The sequence below is a fragment of the Campylobacter sp. 110 genome, assembly GCF_002383965.1.
Classification (GTDB): domain Bacteria; phylum Campylobacterota; class Campylobacteria; order Campylobacterales; family Campylobacteraceae; genus Campylobacter_D; species Campylobacter_D coli.
Window position 1 is genome coordinate 14681 of sequence record NZ_NXBD01000060.1, and the last position, 25188, is coordinate 39868.

The following is a 25188-nucleotide window of genomic DNA, read 5'->3' on the forward strand; positions in this document are numbered from 1 at the left end:
AATTATTATTACTATAAGGAAAAAATTGCTTTTTAAACACTTGTTTAGTTTAAATATTCTTTTAATTTTACTTGTTGTTTTTGGAATGATAAGCTTATTTATAGGGGTTATTCGTATCAATTTAGACGATATTTTTTCACTCAGCGCTACCCAGCTTGAAATCATTTTGCTTACAAGAATTCCAAGGCTTATTGCAATTTTACTTACAGGTATGAGTCTTAGTATATGCGGACTCATCATGCAACAACTCACGCAAAATAAATTTGTTTCCCCAACTACCGCAGGGACTATGGATTGTGCTAAATTTGGCATTTTGATTTCTTTAATATTTTTTGCAGGAGCTTCTTTTTTTTACTCAAGCTCTCATCGCATCTATTTTTGCTCTTTTAGGTTCTTTTATATTTATTCAGATTCTAAGAAAAATTAAACTTAAAGATGTGATTTTTGTGCCTTTGATAGGCTTAATGTTTGGTGGGATTATAAATGCTATAACCACTTTTTTTGCTTATGCTTTAAATTATATACAAAATATCCAAGGCTGGCTACAAGGCAGTATGGCAAATGTTATGCAGGGAAATTATGAATTGCTTTATATTTCTTTACCGCTTTTTATACTTGCTTATTTTCTAGCCCATAAAATCACTATAGCAGGTATGGGAGAAGATCTTGCTTTAAATCTTGGAGTTTCTTATAATACAATCTTATTTTTAGGCTTAATAATAGTTTCTATTATCACTAGCGTAGTGATTGTAAGCGTTGGAGTTATACCTTTTTTAGGTCTTATCATTCCTAATCTTGTTGCCATTTATCGCGGGGATAATCTTAAGAAAAATCTTATCTATATAGCATTATGCGGGGCTTTATTTTTACTTATTTGCGATATTATCTCAAGGCTTGTGATTTTTCCTTTTGAAATGCCTTTGAGTATAACCACAGGTGTTTTGGGCTCTTTGATCTTTATTTTTCTTTTACTCAAAAGGAAAACTTATGCGTAAAAAAATCTTAATCTTAGCTTTTTTAACCCTTATAATGGCACTTGTTTTTGTATTTGCAGGTTTAAAAGATTTTGATGAATACGCATTAAAAAATCGCTTTTTGCAAATCGCAGCTATTGTTATAGTGGCTATTTGTATAGCTGTATCAACTGTGATTTTTCAAACTCTTTGCAATAACAAAATTTTAACCCCTGCCATCATAGGCTTGGATTCTTTATATATGCTTCTTCAAAGCGCCCTTGTCTTTTCTTTAGGTTCTGCAAATTTGAGTGTATATAGAAATGATATTAATTTTTTAATCACTCTAGCTTGTATGGTTGTATTTTCTTTAGGACTTTATAAAATTCTTTTTAGCAGTGATAAAAGTATTTATCTTATCATGCTTTTAGGTTTGATTTTTGGAACACTTTTTAGCACGCTAAGCTCTTTTTTTGAAATTCTTATCAATCCCGATGAATTTATGATTATCCAAGGAAGAATGTTTGCAAGTTTTGATAATGTAGCTTTTGATGTTTTAGCCCTTGCTTATATCGTAACTTTGCTTAGTTTTATTTGGATTTTTCGCTATATGAAATTTTTAGACCCTTTAAGCTTGGGCAAGGATTTATCCATAAATTTAGGGATAAACTATCAAAAAATTTCAAAACATCTTATGATAATAATTGCTATTTTAACTTCTATTAGCACAGCACTTGTGGGTCCCATCACCTTCCTAGGACTTTTAGTAGTAAATATCACTTACGAACTTTTTAAAACTGCAAAGCATAGCATTTTACTACTTGCTTGCATACTCATTAGCATTTTAGCTTTACTTGGGGGAGTATTTTTTGTCTCTAGAATTTTTGATTACAATACAACCATAAGCGTTATTATCAATTTTTTAGGTGGAATATATTTTATCTATCTTGTATTAAAAGGCAATAAACTATGATAAGATTACAAAATATCACCAAATGCTACGATCAAAAGGCTATCATTTCAGATCTTAGTATCGATTTTCATAAAGGAAAAATTACTTCCATTATAGGGGCAAATGGAGCAGGAAAATCTACTCTTTTAGCTCTTGCAAGTCGTTTAATCAAACCCGATAGTGGGCGAATCTATATCGATGGCATGAATTTAGCACTATACAAAGAACAAGATCTTGCGCAAAAAATTTCCATTCTTAAACAGCAAAATCATATTAATTTAAGATTAAAAGTTGAAGAATTGGTCGCATTTGGACGCTTTCCACACTCTCAAGGAAGACTTAATTTAAACGATAAAATGAAAATCGATGAAGCACTTGAGTATATGGGACTTAACACTCTAAGAAATGAATTTTTAGACAGCTTAAGTGGGGGACAAAAACAAAGAGCTTTTATAGCAATGATTATCGCTCAAGATACTGAATTTATCATGTTTGATGAACCTCTTAATAATCTTGATATGAAACATAGCGTACAAATCATGCAACTTATGAAAAATTTAGTAAAAGACTTTAATAAAAGCATAGCCGTTGTACTTCATGATATCAATTTTGCTTCGATTTATTCTGATGAAATCATAGCCCTAAAAAATGGAAAACTCTTAAAACAGGGTTTAAAAGATGAAATCATCCAAGAAGATGTTTTAAGACAAATTTATGATATGGATATCCCTGTAAGTCAGATTGATGGGAAAAAAATTTGTATTTATTTCTAAATAAAGGAGAATATATGAAAAAATCTTTAGTTTTTGCATTTTTTGCATTCTTTTTAAGTCTAATTTTAACAGCTTGCGATTCTAAATCCAATGAAAACAACGCAAGCACTGCAATAAAAACTAGCACTACGGTAAAGGTTATACCTATTAGTATGAGTGATGAGGGCGATAGCTTTTTAGTAAAAGATAGCCTAGGTGAAAACAAAATTCCAAAAAATCCTTCTAAAGTTGTGATTTTAGATCTTGGAATTTTAGATACTTTCCATGCCCTAAGACTTAACGATAAAGTTGCAGGAGTTCCAGCTAAAAACTTGCCAAAATACTTACAGCAATTTAAAGACAAGCCTAGTATAGGTGGAGTTCAACAAGTTGATTTTGAAGCTATTAATGCTTTAAAACCTGATCTTATTATCATTTCCGGACGCCAAAGCAAATTTTATGAAAAATTAAAAGAAATTGCTCCAACTATGTTTGTAGGACTTGATAATGCAAATTTCTTAAGCTCTTTTGAAAACAATATTTTAAGTGTTGCAAAACTTTATGGCTTAGAAAAAGAAGCTTCTGAAAAAATTGCAGATATTAAAAATGAGATAGAACAAGCAAAAAGCATAGTAGATGAAGATAAAAAAGCTCTTATTGTTCTAACCAATTCTAACAAAATTTCCGCTTTTGGACCTCAATCTCGCTTTGGAATCATTCATGATGTTTTAGGAATCAATGCTGTGGATGAAAATGTAAAAGTAGGCACACATGGAAAAAGCATTAATTCTGAATTTATACTAGAAAAAAATCCTGATTATCTATTTGTAGTTGATAGAAATATCATTGTGGGCAATAAAGAACGCGCACAAGGCATACTTGATAATGCACTTGTAACTAAAACCAACGCTGCTACAAATAATAAAATCATTTATCTTGATCCTGAATACTGGTATCTAGCAAGTGGCAATGGCTTAGAATCATTAAAAACCATGATTTTAGAAGTAACAAACGCTATTAAATAAACCCTATGTAAGAGAAGTTGTTCTCTTACATTCTCTTATCCAAATCCAACTATCAAGTACAAATCTTAAACAAATTTAAGTTTATATCCACTATAAAAAATTCACTTTCGCTTCACATTCTTTTGTCAAAATACCATACAAATTGATAATCAAAAAGGAGAGAAAATGATTAACAAAAACAAATTATTTAGACAAATTCACATTTATGTGAGTTTATTTTTCTTACCCTGTGCTGTACTTTTTGCACTTACAGGGATTGCTTATATCCTTGGAGCCGATCAAGATACGGGTTTAAAGGTAGAAACTTATAAACTTGTAAAAAATATAGAACCTGGTAAAGAAAAAGATGCACTCATCCAATACTTACAAGAAAACAATTTAAAAGTTCCATCTGACGCTGAAGCTACTCAAGGCAAAGGCAAGGGGGCGAATATGGGCGGAATACACCATAATGCCAATGCAGCTCCTGCTAATGTCAAAGCTGGCAAAGGTAAAAACAATGAAATAACTATAGGTGGAGCACATTATAGCGCCAATATAACTCCTGTTGCTCAAAATGAGTATGTAATAACTCTTAAAACTAGATCTTTGTTAGGCGATATGATCATGCTTCATAAAGATAAAGGGGCGTGGTATTTTTCTGTGCTTAGCATAGGCTTTGGTATTGCTTTATTTTTACTCTATATCTCAGGACTTATCATTACTTTATTTGCTAGCAAAAAAGATGGACAAAAACAGCTTGCAACACTTGGAGCTGGGGTTGTTATCACTATACTTTTAGCTTATCTTAGTCTTTAATTTTTTTATCTAGCTTTTTTAAGCTAGGTATTATCTAATTTTTTATATAATCACACTTTAATTTATTGGACAGATGGGTGAGCGGCTGAAACCACACCCCTGCTAAGGGTGCAGATCTTAATCGGGTCTCGAGGGTTCAAATCCCTCTCTGTCCGCCACTGACTTTCAAAAAAACTATCAACTATCATTTTAATTACCTTTTATATATTATTTGCATTTCAAAAATAAACTTTATAAAGCTTTTTCTTAATCAATAAAATAAAATTCAATTTTATCCTTATTTTTCAACCAAATAACGCAAGCTTTAAAAATAAAAATTTCTATACTTTATCCATCTAAAATAAATGAGCTTTTTTCGTATAATCCAATAATAAAATCGGTTATTTTTCATTTAAAAACGATCTATTTAAAGCAAAGAAGCATTGATTTAAATTCTAATTTTAAAAAACTATAAAAATTATTTTTGTCGTTTTTCTTAAGCAAGTGCTATATTTTTTATAAATCCATCTTATCGTGTATACTAAACAACTCAAAATTAATCATAGACTTTTATCTATAAAAATTTACTGCTTAAAAGCATAGAAAATATAAAAACATTAAACAGATAAAAATTATAAGATTTTATTTTGAAAGATATAAAAAAGCCCTAAAATATAGGGCTTTTAAGAATTATTTTTTATCAATTACTTGATAATTATACGGAGCAAGGTTTTTATCGTGTTCTAAAAGTTCTTTTGGAGGATTACCATTTACTTCTATTTCATCACCATAATAACGCTCTCCTGCTTTATGTCCATTAACATCTACTTTATAATAAAGCTCTCCAGGATTAAATTTTTGCATATCTTCAAAACCTAAATTTGAAGTTTTAAAATCATTAATGCCATTAGCATTAGCAATTTCTATAAGTTTAATTTGTCCTGTTTTAGCCATATCTACAGCTTGTAAAAGCATTCTTGAAGCCTCACGAGGATTGTGGAAACCTGTTGAATTTTCAGCATTAACAAAATCAGCTCTCATTTGAGATTTGCGGTGAAGCTCTAAAACTTCTTTAAGTTCTTCACTAATCTTGCTTGCATCAGCTTTACCATCAGTTTGGAATTTTTCCATATTGCCTAACTCATCACGCAATTTTTTAGTATCCATGATTAGGCTAACAATAGCATATTCAGCTGTTCTTTGATCATGTGCTACACTATTTTGTATATCACGAACTTGAGCTCTTAAATAATCCTCGCTTTGTTTATGGCAAGTTTTACAAGCAGAATTAATATCTCTTAATGGAGAAGTGATATTGTGTTGAGAAATTTTCTTAGCACCTTCTCTAACATAAGGCATATGACAATCCGCACAACTTACTCCATTAGCAGCATGCACACCACCACTATAAAGCTCACTTTCAGGGTGTTGAATTTTAATGATTTGCGCACCTGTTAATTTATGAGTGAAATCCGCACCAAATACATTGCGAACTTTATCATAATAATCATCTAACATTTCAATTCTAAAAGGCTGATCTTTTTTCCACTCATTCCATGGGAATGTTAACATGATACCATTAGCTTCGATTTCTTTTGGTTGATTACCATCTCTCCAAAATTCATATTCATCATAATTTTTTTGAGTGCCATCCCACCATTTTTTAGAACTATCATCAGCAATGGTTTCGCCCATTGCTTTCACTTTTTCGCCTGTTGGTTTAAAATAATACTCAACATGGCATTGTGAACAAACCAAAGTTCTCATCTCTTCTCTTGTGGCTTTTACGCCTTGTACTGGATCTTTTTCATAACCTCTAGCAACTAAAGCGTTAATTGCAGCAGGACGAGTAAGTCTTAAGCTCATATCGTTTGGATTATGACAATCTGCACAAGTCACACCCATTCTCTTACCACCATGTGGTCCTGCGTGCTCTGGAGAATTTTCTACTATACCATCAACAGCGGGAACATTTTTAATCATAGTCCAATAATTTGTAGAGTTAAACGCTACAAAATCCCCTTTAGCAACATTATTAATAAGCCATGGAGTCCATCCACTATGACAATTCATACACGCTGCTGGCTGACCCTTAAATGCTTTAAGTCCGTGAGCATTAAGAAAATCTTTATTATTTCTTGCGGTTTTCATTTGATCTACTTGAACCCAAAAATGCCCTCTTTCTTCATTAAAATCAAGACTAAAAGGATATCCAGCCCAAAGTATTGTTAGTTGAGGAAAACGAATAAGTTTTGAATAAGATAAGTTACCGCCAAATTCTGTAGCCTTAGGCTCTTCTTCTTCAACTGTTAAATACATTTTAAGTTGCTCTGGAAAAACCTTTCCCCATCTTTCAAAATTTGGATTATCATCGCTAAGTAAAGAAAAATCCGCATTTGCAGCAATGGCATTTTTGTTTGCCTCGTCTTCTTTTTTTTGATTTATATCATTATTGAGCCATAAAACTCCCACTATAAGCAAAACTAAAACAACGATAGCTAAGCGTAAAAAATTTTTTTTCATTCAATTTCTCCTTAATTAAATTCCATGTTTGTGACCCACATCTTGATGACAAGAAGCACATTTTAAAGATTTGTCCGCATGTGGATTTGTTGTAGCATTGATAGCTGTTTGAGCAAAATCAGCATGACAACGAACACAATTATCTTGTATCATATTCCTGCTTTTTTCAGTTGCACTCAAATTTGTAGGAAGCTCATCAAGTTTAAAAGTAAAAGCATAAGCATGATTTAAACCGCTTTCAGCTTTAGCTATCCACTTAGCCAAGAAACCATGAGGTAAATGACAATCAACACAGGTTGCCCTAGCTTCTCCTTTTACCTTTTGTGCATGTGGCCCTGCCATATATTCATTATAAACCTCGTTCATAATATGGCAATTGTTACAAGATTCACTTGCATTACTTAAGTAAGATGTACCTTTTGCATTATAAAAGGTATAAAATCCTACCGCAAAGAACACAAAAAGCAAAACAAGAAAAATACCAAAAAGATTCAAAGATTTTTTCAAAATTTTCCTCCTTAAACTTTCAGAATAAATGAAATTGTTATTCTAACATATAGCTTTTTAAGATAAATTTAAAGATATATTTACTCTTAATTAACCGGAATAAAAATTTTGAATTTTATTTCTCTAAAAAACTCATTATTTTCAAAAATAAATGTTAAAATAACGCAAAAAGGAGTTTTAATGCAAACAAATCCGAATATGTTTTTAAATAGAGAACTTTCTTGGCTACGCTTTAACTCACGGGTATTAGATCAATGTTCGCGTCCGTTGCCTTTATTAGAACGCCTTAAATTTGTAGCTATATATTGTACCAATTTGGATGAATTTTATATGATACGCGTTGCCGGATTAAAACAACTTTTTTCAGCTGGAGTTAATATAAGCAGTAATGATGAGATGTCTCCTTTGCAGCAATTAAAAGCTATACGCAAATATCTTCACAAAGAAAAAGATCTTTTAGAGCATTATTTTAATGAAATTATAAGCGATCTTGAAAAAGAAAATCTTTTTATCAAAAATTATGAAAATTTAGACAACAACCTCAAACAAAAATGTGACGAATATTTTTTCTCTACTATTTTTCCTGTTATCGTTCCAATCGCTGTGGATGCAACTCACCCTTTTCCGCACCTAAATAATCTTTCATTTTCTTTGGCGGTTAAAATTTGTGATAAAACCCATCCTGAGCTTATCAAATTTGGAATGATTCGAATTCCAAGAGTTTTACCTCGTTTTTATGAAGTGAGTGCCAATGTTTATGTTCCAATTGAAAGTATAGTAGAAAAACATACAGAAGAAATTTTTCCAGGTTACAAACTCCTTGCTTCAGCTGCTTTTAGGGTAACTAGAAATGCAGATATGGTGATAGAAGAGGAAGAAGCTGATGATTTTATGATGATATTAGAGCAAGGCTTAAAACTTCGTAGAAAAGGTGCTTTTGTAAGATTACAAATTCAAAAGGGTGCAGATGAACAAATCGTAGAATTTCTTAATACTCATATGAAAATTTTCCACAAGGATGTTTATGAGTATTCTATCTTGTTAAATCTTCCTAGCCTTTGGCAAATTGCTGGCAATAAAACCTTTACTCATCTTTTAAGTCCGCTTTATACACCTAAAACCTTACCGCCTTTTGATGAAAATTTATCCATTTTTGATGCGATAGATAAAGAAGATATACTCATCATTCAACCTTTTGAAAGCTTTGATCCTGTTTATAAGTTCATCAAAGAAGCAAGCAAAGATCCTGAGGTTATTTCTATAAGAATGACTCTTTATAGAGTAGAAAAAAACTCTAACATAGTCCAAGCCTTAATCGATGCAGCAAGCGATGGGATACAAGTTACAATTATGGTAGAGCTTAAAGCTCGCTTTGATGAAGAAAACAATCTTCACTGGGCAAAAGCTTTAGAAAATGCTGGAGCTCATGTGATTTATGGAATCACTGGCTTTAAAGTTCATGCCAAAGTTTCTCAAATTATACGCAAAAAAGGCGATAAGCTTAAATTTTATATGCATTTAAGTACGGGAAATTACAATGCAAGCAGTGCTAAAATCTACACTGATGTGAGTTATTTTACAAGCAAAGTTGAATTTGCAAGAGATACAACAAGCTTTTTTCATATACTTTCAGGTTTTAGCAAAAATCGTCGCCTTCAAACTCTCTCTATGAGTCCAAATCAAATCAAAGAAAAAATTCTAGAAATGATAGCTTTAGAGGCAAGCAAAGGAAGCGAAGGAGTTATCATTGCAAAGATGAATTCTCTTGTAGATAGCGATATCATAAAAGCTCTTTATGAAGCAAGTATAAAAGGAACTCAAATCGATCTTATCGTGCGTGGAATTTGCTGTTTAAAACCTAATGAAGAATTCAGCAAAAACATACACGTTAGAAGTATTATAGGAAAATATTTAGAACATGCTAGGGTGTTTTATTTTAAACACAGTGAGCCAAATTATTTTATATCAAGTGCGGACTGGATGCCAAGAAATTTAGAGCGTCGTTTAGAACTTATGACTCCTATATATGATGAAAGAAGTAAGGCAAAATTAGCACAATTCTTGCGCTTGCAACTCAGCGATAATTTACTTGCTTATGAACTTCAAAATGATGGAGAATATGCAAAAGTTGCTAGTAATGAAAAAGTGATTGACTCACAACAAATTTTAGAAGAATATGTCAGTAAAATCTATAAAACTCTTAAAAAGGATGCGGATCAAAGTCGCGCAACTTATCTAGCTTCTAAGCTTTTTAAAGAAAATTGATAAAATGGTGGAAGCGAGGGGAATTGAACCCCTGTCCAAAAATAACCCCACAAAGACTTCTACATGTTTAGCAAAGGTGAAAACTTCATCTAGCTAAACTCACCTTCCAAAATTTCAAGCTAGACTAAGACTTTAACTTCGATTAAAAGTTGTCAATTTTCAATCTACACTATCAAAAATGACCGAAAATTAAGCTAGATAGTATGACTTAAATTTCAGGCTCAACTGAACTTACGCAGCTTTAGCGTAAGCAGGAGCGAATTTAACGTTGTTTGCGTTTAATTTTATTTGGGCTTTTTACGCTTTGCCCAAAGCGACATGCCATCTAAGCAGACTTACTCCTGTCGAAGCCAAGTCGCTCCCTTATTTAGAAATAATATTTGGAACATTAACAATTAAAGGATTAAAAACCGCTAAAACAGAATCATCATTTTCATACGAACGACAATATTTTTCAAACTGATCGCTCATTAAAAGCATCCAATCTGTAAATTCATCACTAGCAGGCCCATCAAAACGATTGGCTTGAGCCATCATTTCTTCACAAAATACACAAAAATCAGTCACTTCTTCAAGATTTAAGCGTCTTGCTGCCCAAGCGGTATTATGCGCCAAAGTTTCAAGCTCTTTTATGGCTTCTTTATAACGCACGCTATCGCTTCCAAGCTTGATGATTAAAGGTTCAAACCTATCGCACATGGTTCTAAAAAATTGTAAAAATTTTTCTATGTCGTCGATTTCGTAATCTAATTCTAATTTTGTTAAAATTCCCATTTTTAAACCATAATCATTAAAGTTTAATGTAAATTCTAGCAAATTTTAGCTAAAATCTTATTTTAATTTTTCCAAAATATAAGCAAAGATATGGATAGAATAGTAGAAATAGAAAAATACTCCTTTGATGAAACTTACGAAACTTCGTTGCGTCCTTCAAATTTTGATGGTTATATAGGTCAAGAAAGCATTAAAAAAAATTTAAATGTCTTTATCAGTGCTGCGAAAAAACGCAATGAATGTTTAGATCATATACTTTTTAGTGGGCCTGCAGGACTTGGCAAAACCACATTGGCTAATATTATTTCTTATGAAATGGGTGCAAATATTAAAACAACCGCCGCACCTATGATAGAAAAAAGCGGGGATTTGGCTGCAATTTTAACCAATTTAAGCGAAGGAGATGTGCTTTTTATCGATGAAATTCATCGCTTAAGCCCTGCTATTGAAGAAGTACTTTACCCTGCAATGGAAGATTATAGGCTAGATATCATCATCGGTAGTGGCCCTGCAGCACAAACTATAAAAATCGATTTGCCTAAATTTACACTTATTGGTGCTACAACCCGTGCAGGAATGCTTAGCAATCCTTTAAGAGATCGTTTTGGAATGCAATTTAGACTTGAATTTTATAAAGATGAAGAGCTTGCTATCATACTTCAAAAAGCTGCACTAAAGCTCAATAAAAGCTGTGAAAATGAAGCTGCACTTGAGATTGCCAAAAGAAGTCGCTCTACCCCTAGAATCGCACTTAGACTTTTAAAAAGAGTGAGAGATTTTGCAGATGTAAATGACGAAGAAACAATCACCAAAGAAAGGGCTAAAGAAGCATTAAATTCTTTAGGTGTCAATGAGCTTGGTTTTGATGCGATGGATTTAAGATATCTAGAGCTTTTAACAGAGGCTAAAAGAAAGCCTATAGGACTTTCTAGCATAGCGGCAGCTTTGAGTGAAGATGAAAATACTATTGAAGATGTAATCGAACCTTATTTGCTTGCAAATGGCTACATAGAACGCACTGCCAAAGGTCGTATAGCAAGTACAAAAAGTTTTAGTGTACTTAAGCTTAATTACGAACAAACTTTATTTGATGAAAATTGAAGGAAAAAAATGCAAACTGGAAAAATTTTTCTTATCTGTTTTATTTTAGTGGTTTTATCCCTTTTACTTTATCTTTTTAAAGGTTTTTTACTTGTAATTATCATAGCTAGTTTAATGGCGGTAGCTACCTCAAACATCAATGCAAAATTTTTAAATCTTACTAAAGGACATAAATTTTTAGCTTCCATTCTTACAACAGCTTGTATGGTTTTGCTTTTCTTTGCACCTTTTGTTTATGCTATGATAGAACTTGCCAAAGCTTTAAAGAATTTTGATATTAATTTAGTTACACAAACACTTGATTATGTCAAAAACTATCAATTCACCTTGCCTGAAAGCCTTAGCTTTTTAGAACCTAAAATCAAAGAATTTCTAGCTTCTATAGACTTAAATAGCATTTCTAAACAAATTTTAAATTATGCTTCAAGTTTTACAAAATCAGGAGCTAAATTTCTTATAGATATGGTGTTAATCTGTATATTTTATTTTTTTGCTAATCTATATGGAACAGAATTAGTAATCTATATAAAATCCGTTATTCCTATCGACAAACAAGAACTTGATGATATTTTAAGCGAAGTGGGTAATGTTATGGCTGTGGTGCTTTATTCTATGATCATTATCGCCATACTTCAAGGGGCACTTTTTAGCATCATTGCTATGTTTTATGGATATGATGCCATCTTAATGGGTGTAATTTTTGCTGTAAGCTCTCTCATACCAGCTTTGGGTGGAGCTTTGGTGTATATCCCTATAAGTCTTTATGAATTTGCTTCAAGCGGTCTTGGTTCTGCACTTGTTATTTTTATTTATTCTGTTGTTGTTATCTCTTTTATCGCTGATACCCTAGTTAAGCCTTTAATCATTAAATGGATTAATGAAAAACTCGTAAAAACACCCACTAAAATCAATGAACTTTTGATTTTCTTAGCCATGATAGCTGGAATTTCAACTTTTGGTTTTTGGGGTATTATTTTAGGGCCTGCAATTTTAACTTTTTTTATTTCAACAATAAGACTTTATATGATTTTAAAAGATAAGAATTTAATTTAAAATAAAAAATGTTTCTCTCGCGTAAGAGAGAAACATCAAGCTAGATTTAAGCTTTTGGTCCTATCATTTTAGCAGGATCAACGAATTTAGCAAAGTCTTCTTCGCTAACCAAACCTAACTCCATAGCACTTTCTTTTAAAGAAATACCTTTTTTATGTGCATTTTTAGCTACCTTAGCAGCATTTTCATATCCAATGTGTGGGTTTAATGCAGTCACTAGCATTAAAGAATTGTGTAGATTGTATTCTATTTTTTCACGATTTGGCTCTATACCTACAGCACAATGAATATTAAATGAATGCATAGAATCAGCAAGTAAATCAAGACTTTGTAAGAAATTATAGATAATCACAGGTTTAAATACATTAAGTTCAAAATTTCCTTGACTTGCAGCAAAACCTATAGCTGCATCATTTCCCATCACTTGAACCGCAACCATAGTAATAGCTTCACATTGTGTAGGATTAACCTTACCTGGCATGATAGAACTTCCTGGTTCATTCTCAGGGATATTAAGCTCACCAAGTCCGCATCTAGGACCCGAAGCTAACCATCTGATATCATTTGCTATTTTCATTAAATTTGCAGCCAAGCCTTTCATAGCTCCATGAGTAAAATTAATAGCATCATGGCTTGTTAAAGCATGGAATTTATTTGGACTTGAAACAAATTTTGTACCTATAAGCTTGCTAAGCTCTTCGCTCACTTTTTCACTGAGTTCTGGATGAGCATTAAGTCCTGTTCCCACCGCTGTTCCGCCTATTGCCAATTCTCTTAAGGTTGGTAAAGAAGCGATAATTTGCTCTTTTGAATGCAAAAGCATAGAAAGATATCCACTAAATTCTTGTGCTAGAGTAAGTGGAGTAGCATCTTGTAAATGCGTGCGACCTATCTTGATAATACCATCAAATTCTTTTACTTTTTTTTCAAAAGTTACAATAAGCTCATCAAGTGCAGGGATAAGCTTTTTCTCTACTTGCTCAACTGCAACTATACTCATAGCTGTTGGAAAAGTATCATTTGAACTTTGACTCATATTAACATGATCATTTGGATGCACAAGCTTTTCTTTGCGAAAATCCCCGCCCATGATTTCAGTAGCACGATTTGCAATAACTTCATTCATATTCATATTGCTTTGCGTGCCTGAACCTGTTTGCCAAATTGCAAGTGGAAAATTATCATCAAATTTACCTGCGATAATCTCATCGCAAGCTTGAACTATAGCATTTTTCTTAGCATCATCAAGTTTGCCAAGTTTGTTATTGACCAAAGCTAAAGATTTTTTAAGATTTGCAAAAGCATAGATTAAAACCTTTGGCATTTTCTCACAACCGATTTTGAAATTTTCAAAACTTCTTTCAGTTTGAGCTCCCCAATATTTGTCATTTGGGACCTTAACTTCACCCATGGTATCATGTTCAACTCTGTATTCCATAATTTTTTCCTTTGATTAAAATTTTATTTATTATAAGCTAAAAAAATAAATACTTTCAAAAACGTTTTCCCACTGAACTCATTAAATGCAATTCATAGGCATTATGAGAAAATCTATTCATTAACATAAACTGCCAAAATACATTGTTTTTATATAAAAATTCTGAATTAAAACCTTGACTTAAAATATTATCTTTTAATTTATATTTTTGAATAAAAGCAATAGGAAAATCAACAAAACTAGCCTTATTTTCTAAAGTTCTTCCATAAATTCTTTTTTCAAAAATTACAAAAGTAGAAAAAGAAGCTTGATAATCATCTTGCTCTATATTTTTAGCAAGATTAAAACCTAAATTTGCATTTATGCTATGATGTTTTAAACTTTCATAATTTTTAGCAAAAGGACTTTTATTTTCTTTAAAATCTTCTTGATAAAAAAAACTATGTGTAAAATACATTAAAGGATTAAAAATAAAATCTTGACCTAAAATAATATCTTTAGTTACACCAAGCTGGGCTGAAGTTTGCAATGTTTTATATTTGCCTTCAATTGGCTGCTCTACTACAAAACGATTAAGAGTATTAAATCCTACACCTATACCTAATCCACTTAATATTTTTATAAAATCTAAATCATGGTTATAATTAAGCAATAAATCCATGTTATAACTCTTCAAATCACTACCATTATTAAAATTAAATTTAGCGCTAGAAAGAGATAAAGCATAAGCTAAAAAGCCTGATGAGAAATTTTCTCCTAAAGAGATATTAGCACCTGTTTTTTGACCTGAAAAATCTTTATCTTTATAGTATTTATAACTTGGAGTAAGATGCCAAAAATATTCTTCATTGCTAAAAATTCTAGGTAAATAAGTACTAGCAAGTAAGATATTATTGTTTTGTGCAAAATTATTAACATTAAGAGGATGAAGGGTAAATAACATATTATTTTGCATTAAATTAGATTGATTATGATTACTAAAAGTGCTTAAATACCCTGAACCTTCTATTCTATTTAATTTAGTCTTTACATCTATTCCATTATCTAAAGAAGCAAAAAATTCCTGATAAGTCTGACTCAAGTCTGCCCTAGATCGCAATTGTCTTAAAGCATTTCCCAAGCTTGTATTAGGAATTTCGTAAGCATTTGGCTTTAAATTAGGTTTTATTAAGGTTTTATTAATACTCACTAAATCATCACTTAAAACAAAATCAAAATTTAAAGCATAGGTATTTTGTATCAAAACATGATTAAAAGATGATAAACTTTTTTCCAAATCTCCTAAATTAATTTTCACTGGCTTATTTAAGATATAGTATTTAGGTAAAGGAATATATTCTAAATTCCCGCTCTTAATATCATAAGTTTTTGCAATCAGTTTAGAATTTTTATAATTACCAAAATCAAGTTGCAATTTAGAGTCAACTCCTTCTTGAGTATAAGTTCCTTGCACGGTTAAATCATTCAAATCTTCATTTCCAGGTCTAACTATGCCTTTATTGTTTAAATTTTGCCCTACAATACCATTACCGCTTAATATTGCTTTTTGTTCTACATAAGCATTATTTTTAACTTTTCCTTTAAGTTTTAATTCTCCTTGTTTGATTAAAGTTGCACCCTCATAAGTATTTTGACCACTGATAATCAAAATACCTTCACCTTCTTTAGATAATCCTATGTTAAGATTAGCTAAATGTGTAGGTTTATTAATAGCACTTGATAAATGAGTACTTTCATCCCATTTTCTTTGACTAATATCATTAGAAAATTCAGCATCATAACCTGCAGTGTTTATAGTATAATAAGCTGTATTAGGTTCTTGCTCATATTTTAATACATCCTGATCACTGAGTCTGTTTGCATCTAAAATACTCAGTCCTTTTAACGCCTTTTGTGCATCTAAAATTCCTTGTCCAAATAATTCTTCTTTTTCAACTCTAACTACTCCATTAATAGAACTAATAGTGGAAGTATTAAGTTTTTGTGACTGCGCACTATCTCTATTATCCCAAATATAATCACTATAATCAATCCATTGTCCATTAACTTGAACTTGTATTCCATTGTAAAGCTGTTTTAAATCCCGTTTTATTTCATCTTCTATCCTAGGTGGATCTTGCGAAATATACACAATAAGAAATTTAGGTTGATTTGTTCCATCGGTTACTTGTTTAACAGTAAATTTTGGAGCCTTATAATTTTTATTTGCTGTACTTAACAGTATATCAGCAATTTGCTTACCATCCAAAAAAGGGAATTTTTGTTTTACAAGTGCCGCTGTTCCACTTACCATGGGTGCTGCCATAGAAGTTCCACTTTTTTTTGTAAACTTATCATTGGTTTTTGAATCAACATTATTAATATCTACTCCAGCAGCAACTAAAGAAAAATTCGTAGCTCCCTTAAAACCATTGCTAAAATCAGCCAAACCTTGACTTTTAATTATTAAAGTCCCATCTGATTCTAAAGTAATCTCATTTGCATCCAAAGCTCCAACAGCCAACCAAGCTCTTAAAGATTCATCATATCTTGGTAAAATCGCATGCAAAGCAGGGCTAAGAATTCCTTCATTACCAGCAGCAAATACATTTAATACTCCCTTGTCCTTGCTAAGCCTCATCATATCATTAGCAACCTTATCTGCTTTCATAACATATTCCAAAGGAGTATTACAGATATTATAGCTTGCCCCTTGATTAGTTTGAGTACAATCTACTAATCCAGAATTTGAAGCCTTAAGATTAAAATAAGGATAAAAATTAATACCCCAGCTATTATTAATAATACTCACATCTTTAAAAAAATCATAAATATCAGGAATTTGAGTGTAAGAGCCATCTGGAAACACCCCCGCTCCATAAAATTTCGCCCCATAAGCCACTCCATAAGGCTTAGTATCGTCTATTTTAGCCCCTACAGCTATACCAGCTACATGACTTCCATGCGTTGATTTGTTCAAATCAGGTATAAGCTGTTGCCCAGCTGTATCAGTGGGATAAGTAGACTTTAAAATCTTATCCTTTAAACTGATATGATCTTGACTAAAAGCATCATCGGCTACACCTATTATAATAGTATCTCCACTATAGCCTAGCTTATGTACTTTATCGACATTATGAAGTTCAAATTCACTTAAAGCAAAAAGTTTACAAACTAAAGTTAAACAAAAAAATTTTCTCATTTCTATTCTACCGTTACGCTTTTAGCCAAATTTCTTGGCATATCCACATCATTACCAAGTCTTATGGAAATTTCCATCGCTAAAAGTTGAGTAATGACCATCATTTCAAAAAATTCACACATATAGTAATCTTGCTCATTGGTTTTTATAAAATCATCACTCAAATCAAATTCTAAAGGAGAAATGCTAAGCACTGTAGAATCCCTAGCAATAAGCTCTTCAACATTTGATTTTGTTTTTTCATAAAGCATGTGCTTTGGCATTAAAGCTATAGTATAAAGTTTAGAATCAGCCAGAGCAATAGGGCCGTGTTTCATCTCTCCTGCAGGATAACCCTCAGCGTGAAGATAAGATAATTCTTTAAGTTTCAAAGCTCCTTCTAAAGCCAAAGGATAAAACACATCTCTGCCTATAAAGAAAAAGCCATGTCCATCCAAATAACGCTTAGATAAACGATGAATTTTTTCATGTAAAGCCTGTTTTACACTCACGCAATTTGGAGTATGCAAAAGTGCTTTAATTTCAGCAGAAACATTTAAATTTCTTTTTTGTGCCATAAAAATAGCAAGCATCCAAAGTGTTAAAACCTGAGTGGCAAAAGCTTTAGTTGAAGCAACTCCTTTTTCAATACCTGCGCGCGTTAGAAGACTTAAGTGTGCCAAACGGACTATATTGGAATTATCCACATTACAAATTGCAAAGGTCTTAGCACCCTGCTCTTTTGCAATCTTTAAAGCCTCTAAAGTGTCTGCTGTTTCTCCACTTTGAGAAATAACAATAAATAAAGAATCTTTTTTTATAATTGCTTCACGATATCGAAATTCACTTGCAATTTCTACTTTAGCTTTAACTTTAGCAATTCTTTCAAACAAATAAGCACTTACCATTGCAGCATGATAGCTAGTTCCACAAGCACAAAGCGTGATTTCATCAACTGTACTTAAATCCTCATTTTCAAGCTCATCAAAAACCACCTCATCACCATTAATGCGCCCCATCAAAACCTCGCTCATTACGCGACTTTGCTCATAAATTTCTTTTTCCATAAAAAAGCGAAAACCATCTTTTTTTGCATAAGCTTTATCGCCTGAAAGCTTGGTAAAGGAATTTTGTTTTAGTTGATTATTTTCATAAATAACAAGTTCATTTTCACTAGCATAACCCAAACTTAAATCCTCAAGATAAATTACCTCATCGCAAAGCCCTATCAAAGGCGTATCAGCACTTGCAAAATAAAATTCATTATTTTGAGATTTTCCTACGATTAAAGGAGCGGCATTTTTAGCAAAAAATACACGAGTAGGATCTTTTTTACTCACTAAAAGTGTGGCAAAAGCACCTCTAAGCTCTTCTATTGTTTTTTTCCAAGCCTCGAAAACTTCCATTTTTTCTGCATAAAATTCAAAAAGTTGAACTATAACCTCTGTATCTGTTTGGCTTAGAAAACTCACTCCTTGGTCTTCAAGCTTGTTTTTAATCTCTTTATAATTTTCTATAATACCATTATGAATTACACAAGAATACTGACCCAAATGAGGATGTGCATTGATTTCAGTAGGTTTTCCATGGGTTGCCCAGCGTGTATGACCTATAGCAAAACCAAATTCCTCACTTGTAAAATTTGCACATTTATTGGCCAAATTTTCAAGCTTACCTACAGCTTTGAAAAAATCAAGCTCTCCATTTTTCATCACTGCTAAACCCGCACTATCATAACCGCGATATTCAAGCTCTTTAAGCCCACTTAAAATGGTATGTTTTTTTTCATTTTTTCCTATATAACCTACAATTCCACACATGATTTACTCACTTATTAAAGAAATTAACAATTTTTCTTCATTTTTCTCCAAATTTTCATTTTTTTGAAAAATAAAGGTATTACGCGTTCTTTGGCGTATGGTTTGAATTTTTGCTGCAGATAAAACCAAACCTAACTCGTTAAAAATATTCATCATATATGCCATCAAACCTTGTTGATCTTTAGTATTTAAACTAAGTTTTGCATAGATTTTAGAATAATTTAAATCCAATTTTAACTCATCTTTTTTAATGATTGGCTTTTTGATCTTTCTTGAAGAAAAACCACTTAAATTTGAATTTAAAAGCTCGCAAAGTTTGTTTTTTTGCTCATTTGTAATGATATTATCATACTCAAATCTTAAATAAATTTTATCATCAAATAACTCAAATAAATTCATAAAAACTAAATTTAAATTTGCTAAAGCGGTCAAAACAATTTCTATTTTAAAATCCTTAAAAGCAACGATTTGAAGACTTAAATTTGTGCTATTGCTAAACCAAAATTTAAAATCATTTTCCTTTGCAAATCGTGCAATTTCAACAATATCTTCAAAAGTATTTTTGATGATAAAAAGATTGGATTTTATATGAGTGATCTTATCTTGTAAAATAGCATTTTGCTCCAAGAAAAGCTTTGTTCTTTTGAGTGTTAATTCTTTTTTTACACGCCTTGCGGTTTCATCGAGTAAATTTTCATCATCAAAACCTTGTTTAGCATTTTCTAAAATTCTATCTATAACCTTATAAAAAAATGGATTACAATTTAAAGCTTTTGCTTTAAGCCAAGTAAGAGTATGTAAAAGCTCTAAGGTTTTTAAATTTTCAACCTTAGAAAGCAAAGCACATATAATGATAGGATTATAAACGTCTTCTTTTTCGGCAAGCTCTTTTAAAGCATTGTGATTTTTAAAAATCCTAAGCCCAAGTTCAAAAATATCATTTTTTAGATTAAATTTAATACAATAAGCCCTATATATACTCGCTAAAGAAATTTCATTTTCATTGTTAATTGCGCTTAAAAGTATGACTAATTTTAAAATCATTTTCTCATCTGTATTTAAATTTTTCAAACTCTCAAGTTCATCTTCGTATTTTTCAAATTCTTTTAAAAGCAAAAATGCTTGCTCATCAAAACTATAATCCCCCTCCTCATCGCTTAAAAAACGCACCATACCAAAAGGCTTGCATAATTCTTTTAAAATTCCACTATCAAATAAAATTTTTAAAATACAAAAACTATGTCTTTTATAAAATATTTTTTCAAAAAGAGCTAAAGCTTTCTCTAAATCCTTTTTTCCATAACTTAAATTTTTAAGAGCAAAAACCAAATCTAAATCAAAAGCAATATCTTGATCTTTCAAGCCCAACAAAAAAGTTAATGCTTCTGCTAAATTTTTAAATCGGTATTGTTTTTGTGCAATATTTTGTAATTCATTTTGAATTTTATAAGCTAAAAAATGGGTATAAAAACCTATAGTATGCATACTTTGCAAGGCTTTTTGCACTAAGATTTTTTCAGCATCTAAATTTTTCTTGCCTTTTCTATACATCAATTCTGTAATCTCGTGAATATTGCTAAATAAAAATTCGTCTTGATCTTTATTGCTTTGCAAATTTATAGCAGATTTTAAGGACAATAAAAAATCCGCCGCTAAGCGCAACTCGCTTACATTTTTTTCATCCATAAAATTTAAAGCATAATTTTTAGGGGAATTTTTAAAAAGAGTTAACAAGCTTTCTAAAGCTCGTAAGTGATCTAAGCCCCCAAAATCTTTTTTTATGTTGAATTCTTGCTTGATAAAAGGAAGGTTAAAATCTTTAAAATTAGCAAGTAAAATTTGAGCAAATTCATTTTTATTTGCATGGAGTATACTGTCAAATTTTTCCTTGACTGATTTAAATAAAATTTTAGATCCACATATAAAGCGAGCACCTATTATGCTTGTTTTAAGCTCATTGCTAGCATTATAAAGTCCATTTAGTTCTAAAACCACATAATCAATTTGCAAATGCACATCATTTAATATCTCTATAAAAGCTTTAATCATAGGTTTTAAATGATAAGCTTTAATATCCTTATAAACAAAAATCAAAGAAATGCTTTCGTTCGCGCAAAGATTATTTTTTGCATATCCTTTGCTTGCCAAAACACAAAAGGGTATATTATCGCTTGTAGGCAAAAAATTTTCAAAACATTCCTTTAATACTATATCATAAGTTTTTTTTAAAAAATTATCCATATTTTTAGAATGATACAGACTAAATGATCCTTGTTTTAAAAAAAATTTTCTATAGTTTTGCGCATAGGTATTGAGATTTTTCTTAAAAAGTTCTAATTCTTTATTTAACAAATCCTTACTCTCTTTTAAAATTTCATTTATAAGATTTTAACAAAAATATCTTTTATTTTGGCTTTGCTATAAACTCTTTTTCAGTAAGCAAAATTTATAATGTTTTTTCAAAAATTCTAAAAATTTATAGAAGTGAAAATCAATGAAAAATCTACTTGAAAAACTAGAAAATGAAGAAAGATTAAATGAAAATGAAGCAAATGCTCTATGGGATTTAGATCTTTTTACCTTAGCTAAATTCGCACAAAAAAAACGCACTAAGCTTCATGGAAAAAAGGTGTATTTTAATATAAATCGCCATATAAATCCTACAAATATTTGCGCAGATACATGTAAATTTTGTGCTTTTTCAGCGCACCGAAAAAATCCTAATCCTTATTTGATGACTCATGAAGAAATCATGAAAATCGTCGATGAAACTGTAAAACGAGAAACCAAAGAAGTGCATATCGTTTCAGCTCACAATAAAGACACAAGTTGGCAATGGTATTTAGAAATTTTTAAAATGATAAAAGAAAAATATCCTAATCTTCATGTAAAAGCTATGACTGCTGCTGAAATTGATTTTTTACATCGTCGTTTTAAAATGAGTTATGAAGAAGTGATAGAAAAAATGCTTGAATACGGCGTTGATTCCATGCCAGGCGGTGGAGCTGAAATTTTTGATGAAGAAGTGCGTAAGAAAATTTGTCATGGAAAAGTTAGCAGTGAAAATTGGCTTAAAATTCATAAACTTTGGCATGAAAAAAGCAAGCAAAGTAATGCTACCATGCTTTTTGGACATATAGAAGAAAGACATCACAGGATCGATCATATGTTAAGACTGCGTGATCTTCAAGATCAAACCGGTGGATTTAATGCTTTTATCCCTCTAGTTTGGCAAAGGGATAATAGCTTTATACAAACTGATAAAATCATGGATAGTGAAGAAATTTTAAAAACCATTGCCATTTCTCGTTTAGTGCTTGATAATATCAAAAATATCAAAGCTTATTGGGCAACAATGACTTTAAATTTAGCCATGGTAGCACAAGAATTTGGAGCTAATGATTTAGACGGCACTATAGAAAAAGAAAGTATACAAAGTGCAGGAGGAGCAAAATCTGCTAAGGGTACCAATCTAAAAACCTTTATAGAAATGATAAAAACAGCAAATTTAACTCCTGTAGAGCGCGATAGTTTATATAATGAACTAAAAACCTACTAAGGATTAAAAATGGATTTTTTTAAACTCAAAGAAAATGGTACCAATGTTCGAACCGAAGTTGTAGCAGGATTAACAGCTTTTTTAGCCATGGTTTATATCATTCCTGTAAATTCAAGCATAGTAAGCAATACAGGCATGCCGATAGAAGCTTTAATTACTGCAACTGCTTTAATTACTATTATTGCAACTGCTTTTAATGCCTTTTTTGCTAATACTCCAGTAGCCATGAGTGTTGGAATGGGTTTGAATGCTTATTTTACTTTTGCAGTTTGCTTAGGACAAAAAATACCATGGCAAAGTGCCTTAGGGGCAGTCTTTATCTCAAGTATTATTTTTCTAATCCTTTCTTTTACCCCCTTTCGCCTTTGGGTTATACGCAATATACCTAAAGATTTGCGCTTAGCCATTTGTGCAGGGATTGGATGCTTTATCGCTTTTTTAGGCTTAAGTCAAATGGGCATTATAACGCCAAATAAAGATACTTTAGTCAGCATAGGAAATTTTAAAAATCCCCATGTGCTTTTTGGAATTTTTACCCTCATTTTAATTGTATTTTTTTGGGCTATAAAACTAAGAGGGGCTTTTATTTTAGGAGTTTTAATAAGCTCTATTATAGCTTGGATTTTTGGGATTGATAATGCAAGTTTTCCTGAGCAAATCCTTTCTTTACCTAATTTTAGTAGTGACAATGGCTTAGGAGCTATTTTTTTAGAACTTGATATCAAAAGTGCTTTAAATATCACTATGATACCTATTATCCTTACTTTTTTTATTACTCAACTTTTTGATAGCATAGGCACTATCACGGGTATAGGCGAGAGGGGTAAAATTTTTGATGATGCAAAAAATGGAGAGAAAAAACTAGGTAAAACCCTTATGGCAGATGCTACAGGTTCAGCTCTAGGTGCACTAGGTGGAACTTCGACTGTAACTGCTTTTGTAGAAAGTACAACAGGGGTTGAAAGTGGAGGTAGAACAGGACTTACCGCTTTAGTTGTGGCTATTTGCTTTGCTTTCACACTTTTTTTGCTCCCACTTTTTAAAGCTATTCCTGCAAATGCTATATATCCTGTACTTGTAATGGTAGGAATTTTAATGTTTATGGAAGTTAAAAATATAGACTTTAAAGACAGTGCTATTGCAGTAGCTAGCTTTTTTACTATCATTATGATGCCTTTTACTTATTCGATTACCACAGGTTTTGCCTTTGGTTTTCTTTCTTATTTATTGGTTCGAATTTTTAAGAGAGAATGGGATAAGATTAATCTTGGTATTATAGTCTTAAGCTTAATTTCCTTAGGAAATTTCTTACTCATTGCTTTGTAATAAAAAAAGGGGGACAAAAATGATTTTTTATTCTTATGAAGAATTTAAAGAAGATGTAAAAATTTTGGCTAAAGAAATCAAAGAAGATTTTAATCCTGATGCACTTTTAGCCATAGCAAGAGGAGGAATGAGTTTAGGACATTCTTTAGCAGTTGCTCTTCAAACACGCAAGCTTTTTGCTCTAAATTCTATCCACTATGATGATACAAAAAAACTTGATACTATTGAGATTTTTAATATTCCTGATCTTAGCAAGTACAAAAAAATTCTACTCATTGATGATATTGTAGATAGTGGGGAAAGTTTGGCTGAAATTAAAAAGGTTTTACTTGAAAAATTTCCACATATAGAACTTAAAGTTGCTACGATTTTTTATAAAAAAACTGCACTTTTAGAACCCGAATTTAAGGTAAAAGAAGCTAAAGAATGGGTTGAATTTTACTGGGATATTCATATTGATTAGAATCTGCTATAATAACGGCTTTTAATCTTAGGAGTTTTATTTGAAATTAAAATTAATATCCTGTATTTTACTCTTTAGTACAATCTTTGCTTTTGCAAATGAGCTTGATTTAAATGATTTTGAAGAAGAGTATCAAAGCTATAAAGTAAATGACCCACTTTATGGGTACAATAAAGCAATGACAAGCTTTAATGTAGCTTTGTATAATTATAGCCTTCGTCCTATTCTTAAAGGCTACAATGCTATCACTCCTGAATTTATTCGCACGGGCGTAAGAAATTTTTTTGATAATTTATTTGCACCCCTACGCTTTGTAGGCAATGTCTTGCAATTTAAATTTGAAGAAGCAGGAGAAGAATTTAAAAGATTTAGTGCTAATACCATTATGGGTTTTGGTGGGATTATGGATCCTGCAAGTAAAATGGGACTTAAAAAACACCCTGCTGATTTAGGAACTGTTTTAGCGCATTGGGGAGTGGGAAGCGGTTTTCATATCGTTTTGCCCATACTTGGACCTAGCAATTTAAGAGATACATTAACCCTACCTGCAACTTGGTATGCAAGCCCAACAGCTTATATCGATCCTACTTGGGCAAGCATAGCTATAAGTGCCTATGGTTTTGGAAATGAACTTAGCTTTAGACTTGATGAGATTGATGAGATTTATTATAATACTCCTAACTTATATCCGTTTATACGCGATGCTTACGAGCAAAGACGCAATGAACTTAGCAAATAAA

The 25188-nt window shown here is 31.5% G+C and carries 18 protein-coding genes, 1 tRNA gene, 1 other RNA gene and 1 pseudogene; 13 read left to right on the forward strand and 8 right to left on the reverse strand.

All coding sequences use genetic code 11. The annotated features are described in order from the left end of the window. Positions 1-25 precede the first annotated feature (25 nt). The 6 genes and pseudogenes from ceuB (at position 26) to BGS43_RS09350 (ending at position 4638) form a co-directional block, all read left to right on the forward strand. A pseudogene (gene ceuB, locus BGS43_RS09325) lies at positions 26-995 on the forward strand (enterochelin ABC transporter permease CeuB). Continuing rightward, the gene (gene ceuC, locus BGS43_RS09330; RefSeq protein WP_057033168.1) at positions 988-1926 is read left to right on the forward strand and encodes an enterochelin ABC transporter permease CeuC; all 939 of its coding nucleotides are present in this window, start codon (positions 988-990) and stop codon (positions 1924-1926) included. The pseudogene ceuB and the gene ceuC overlap by 8 nt, the downstream one beginning before the upstream one ends. Beyond that, positions 1923-2678, forward strand: a complete 756-nt coding sequence (ceuD, locus tag BGS43_RS09335) for an enterochelin ABC transporter ATP-binding protein CeuD (RefSeq protein WP_096569539.1) — start codon at positions 1923-1925, stop codon at positions 2676-2678. Before ceuC ends, ceuD begins: the two co-directional genes overlap by 4 nt. A gap of 14 nt (positions 2679-2692) precedes the next feature. Further along, entirely contained in the window at positions 2693-3682 is a 990-nt protein-coding gene (ceuE, locus tag BGS43_RS09340; protein WP_002825225.1) for an enterochelin ABC transporter substrate-binding protein CeuE, read from the forward strand. A gap of 165 nt (positions 3683-3847) precedes the next feature. Continuing rightward, positions 3848-4480: a hypothetical protein gene (locus BGS43_RS09345; RefSeq protein WP_002799190.1), complete on the forward strand. Its 633-nt coding sequence runs from the start codon at positions 3848-3850 to the stop codon at positions 4478-4480. A 67-nt stretch (positions 4481-4547) separates the two neighbouring features. Next, positions 4548-4638: transfer RNA gene (locus tag BGS43_RS09350), tRNA-Ser, on the forward strand. Positions 4639-5149: 511 nt separating this feature from the next. Here BGS43_RS09350 and BGS43_RS09355 read toward each other — a convergent pair. Further along, on the reverse strand, positions 5150-6982 hold the full coding sequence (locus tag BGS43_RS09355) for an ammonia-forming cytochrome c nitrite reductase subunit c552 (protein ID WP_096569542.1): 1833 nt from the start codon (positions 6980-6982) through the stop codon (positions 5150-5152). Positions 6983-6997: 15 nt separating this feature from the next. Further along, positions 6998-7489, reverse strand: coding sequence for a cytochrome c nitrite reductase small subunit (nrfH, locus tag BGS43_RS09360; RefSeq protein WP_002777782.1), 492 nt, complete (start codon positions 7487-7489; stop codon positions 6998-7000). Positions 7490-7669: 180 nt separating this feature from the next. On the opposite strand from nrfH, the gene BGS43_RS09365 reads away from it, so the two are divergent. Then, a complete protein-coding gene (locus tag BGS43_RS09365; protein ID WP_096569545.1) occupies positions 7670-9754 on the forward strand; it encodes an RNA degradosome polyphosphate kinase in 2085 nt (694 codons plus the stop codon). Between the two features lie 5 nt (positions 9755-9759). Here BGS43_RS09365 and ssrA read toward each other — a convergent pair. Together ssrA and BGS43_RS09375 are read right to left on the reverse strand one after the other, a co-directional pair. Beyond that, positions 9760-10117, reverse strand: a transfer-messenger RNA (tmRNA) gene (ssrA, locus tag BGS43_RS09370). Continuing rightward, on the reverse strand, positions 10118-10528 hold the full coding sequence (locus BGS43_RS09375) for a histidine phosphotransferase (protein ID WP_002822448.1): 411 nt from the start codon (positions 10526-10528) through the stop codon (positions 10118-10120). 90 nt (positions 10529-10618) lie between these two features. Here BGS43_RS09375 and ruvB point away from each other — a divergent pair, with 90 nt between their 5' ends. Both ruvB and BGS43_RS09385 read left to right on the forward strand, forming a co-directional pair. Then, positions 10619-11629: a Holliday junction branch migration DNA helicase RuvB gene (gene ruvB, locus BGS43_RS09380; protein WP_002825222.1), complete on the forward strand. Its 1011-nt coding sequence runs from the start codon at positions 10619-10621 to the stop codon at positions 11627-11629. Positions 11630-11638: 9 nt separating this feature from the next. Further along, positions 11639-12682 carry an AI-2E family transporter gene (locus tag BGS43_RS09385; RefSeq protein WP_002825220.1) on the forward strand — a complete coding sequence of 348 codons (1044 nt, stop codon included), beginning with the start codon at positions 11639-11641 and terminating at the stop codon, positions 12680-12682. Between the two features lie 46 nt (positions 12683-12728). Here BGS43_RS09385 and fumC read toward each other — a convergent pair whose 3' ends face one another. From fumC to BGS43_RS09405, 4 genes are read right to left on the reverse strand one after another with little or no spacing between them, the layout of a single operon-like run. Further along, positions 12729-14120: a class II fumarate hydratase gene (gene fumC / locus BGS43_RS09390; RefSeq protein WP_057033016.1), complete on the reverse strand. Its 1392-nt coding sequence runs from the start codon at positions 14118-14120 to the stop codon at positions 12729-12731. A 55-nt stretch (positions 14121-14175) separates the two neighbouring features. Beyond that, complete coding sequence (locus tag BGS43_RS09395; RefSeq protein WP_096569551.1) at positions 14176-17301, reverse strand: S8 family serine peptidase; 3126 nt, start codon at positions 17299-17301, stop codon at positions 14176-14178. 2 nt (positions 17302-17303) lie between these two features. Then, positions 17304-19100, reverse strand: coding sequence for a glutamine--fructose-6-phosphate transaminase (isomerizing) (gene glmS / locus BGS43_RS09400; protein WP_096569554.1), 1797 nt, complete (start codon positions 19098-19100; stop codon positions 17304-17306). Positions 19101-19103: 3 nt separating this feature from the next. Further along, positions 19104-21452 carry a nucleotidyltransferase gene (locus BGS43_RS09405; protein ID WP_096569557.1) on the reverse strand — a complete coding sequence of 783 codons (2349 nt, stop codon included), beginning with the start codon at positions 21450-21452 and terminating at the stop codon, positions 19104-19106. 142 nt (positions 21453-21594) lie between these two features. Here BGS43_RS09405 and mqnE point away from each other — a divergent pair, with 142 nt between their 5' ends. From mqnE to BGS43_RS09425, 4 genes are read left to right on the forward strand one after another with little or no spacing between them, the layout of a single operon-like run. Then, positions 21595-22659 carry an aminofutalosine synthase MqnE gene (mqnE, locus tag BGS43_RS09410; RefSeq protein ID WP_025399187.1) on the forward strand — a complete coding sequence of 355 codons (1065 nt, stop codon included), beginning with the start codon at positions 21595-21597 and terminating at the stop codon, positions 22657-22659. A gap of 9 nt (positions 22660-22668) precedes the next feature. Further along, the gene (locus BGS43_RS09415; protein ID WP_025399188.1) at positions 22669-23985 is read left to right on the forward strand and encodes an NCS2 family permease; all 1317 of its coding nucleotides are present in this window, start codon (positions 22669-22671) and stop codon (positions 23983-23985) included. A gap of 19 nt (positions 23986-24004) precedes the next feature. Beyond that, positions 24005-24448 (forward strand): phosphoribosyltransferase, encoded by a 444-nt coding sequence (locus BGS43_RS09420; protein ID WP_002785706.1) that lies wholly within the window; start codon positions 24005-24007, stop codon positions 24446-24448. Positions 24449-24488: 40 nt separating this feature from the next. Then, the gene (locus BGS43_RS09425; protein WP_002825754.1) at positions 24489-25187 is read left to right on the forward strand and encodes an MlaA family lipoprotein; all 699 of its coding nucleotides are present in this window, start codon (positions 24489-24491) and stop codon (positions 25185-25187) included. The last annotated feature ends 1 nt before the right edge of the window (position 25188 follow it).

Bases quoted from the DNA above. Each gene is read 5' to 3' on its own strand.
- ceuC (WP_057033168.1), top strand. From the start codon at position 988: ATGCGTAAAAAAATCTTAATCTTAGCTTTTTTAACCCTTATAATGGCA.
- ceuD (WP_096569539.1), top strand. From the start codon at position 1,923: ATGATAAGATTACAAAATATCACCAAATGCTACGATCAAAAGGCTATC.
- ceuE (WP_002825225.1), top strand. From the start codon at position 2,693: ATGAAAAAATCTTTAGTTTTTGCATTTTTTGCATTCTTTTTAAGTCTA.
- BGS43_RS09345 (WP_002799190.1), top strand. From the start codon at position 3,848: ATGATTAACAAAAACAAATTATTTAGACAAATTCACATTTATGTGAGT.
- BGS43_RS09355 (WP_096569542.1), bottom strand. From the start codon at position 6,982: ATGAAAAAAAATTTTTTACGCTTAGCTATCGTTGTTTTAGTTTTGCTT.
- BGS43_RS09365 (WP_096569545.1), top strand. From the start codon at position 7,670: ATGCAAACAAATCCGAATATGTTTTTAAATAGAGAACTTTCTTGGCTA.
- BGS43_RS09375 (WP_002822448.1), bottom strand. From the start codon at position 10,528: ATGGGAATTTTAACAAAATTAGAATTAGATTACGAAATCGACGACATA.
- ruvB (WP_002825222.1), top strand. From the start codon at position 10,619: ATGGATAGAATAGTAGAAATAGAAAAATACTCCTTTGATGAAACTTAC.
- BGS43_RS09385 (WP_002825220.1), top strand. From the start codon at position 11,639: ATGCAAACTGGAAAAATTTTTCTTATCTGTTTTATTTTAGTGGTTTTA.
- fumC (WP_057033016.1), bottom strand. From the start codon at position 14,120: ATGGAATACAGAGTTGAACATGATACCATGGGTGAAGTTAAGGTCCCA.
- BGS43_RS09395 (WP_096569551.1), bottom strand. From the start codon at position 17,301: ATGAGAAAATTTTTTTGTTTAACTTTAGTTTGTAAACTTTTTGCTTTA.
- glmS (WP_096569554.1), bottom strand. From the start codon at position 19,100: ATGTGTGGAATTGTAGGTTATATAGGAAAAAATGAAAAAAAACATACC.
- mqnE (WP_025399187.1), top strand. From the start codon at position 21,595: ATGAAAAATCTACTTGAAAAACTAGAAAATGAAGAAAGATTAAATGAA.
- BGS43_RS09415 (WP_025399188.1), top strand. From the start codon at position 22,669: ATGGATTTTTTTAAACTCAAAGAAAATGGTACCAATGTTCGAACCGAA.
- BGS43_RS09420 (WP_002785706.1), top strand. From the start codon at position 24,005: ATGATTTTTTATTCTTATGAAGAATTTAAAGAAGATGTAAAAATTTTG.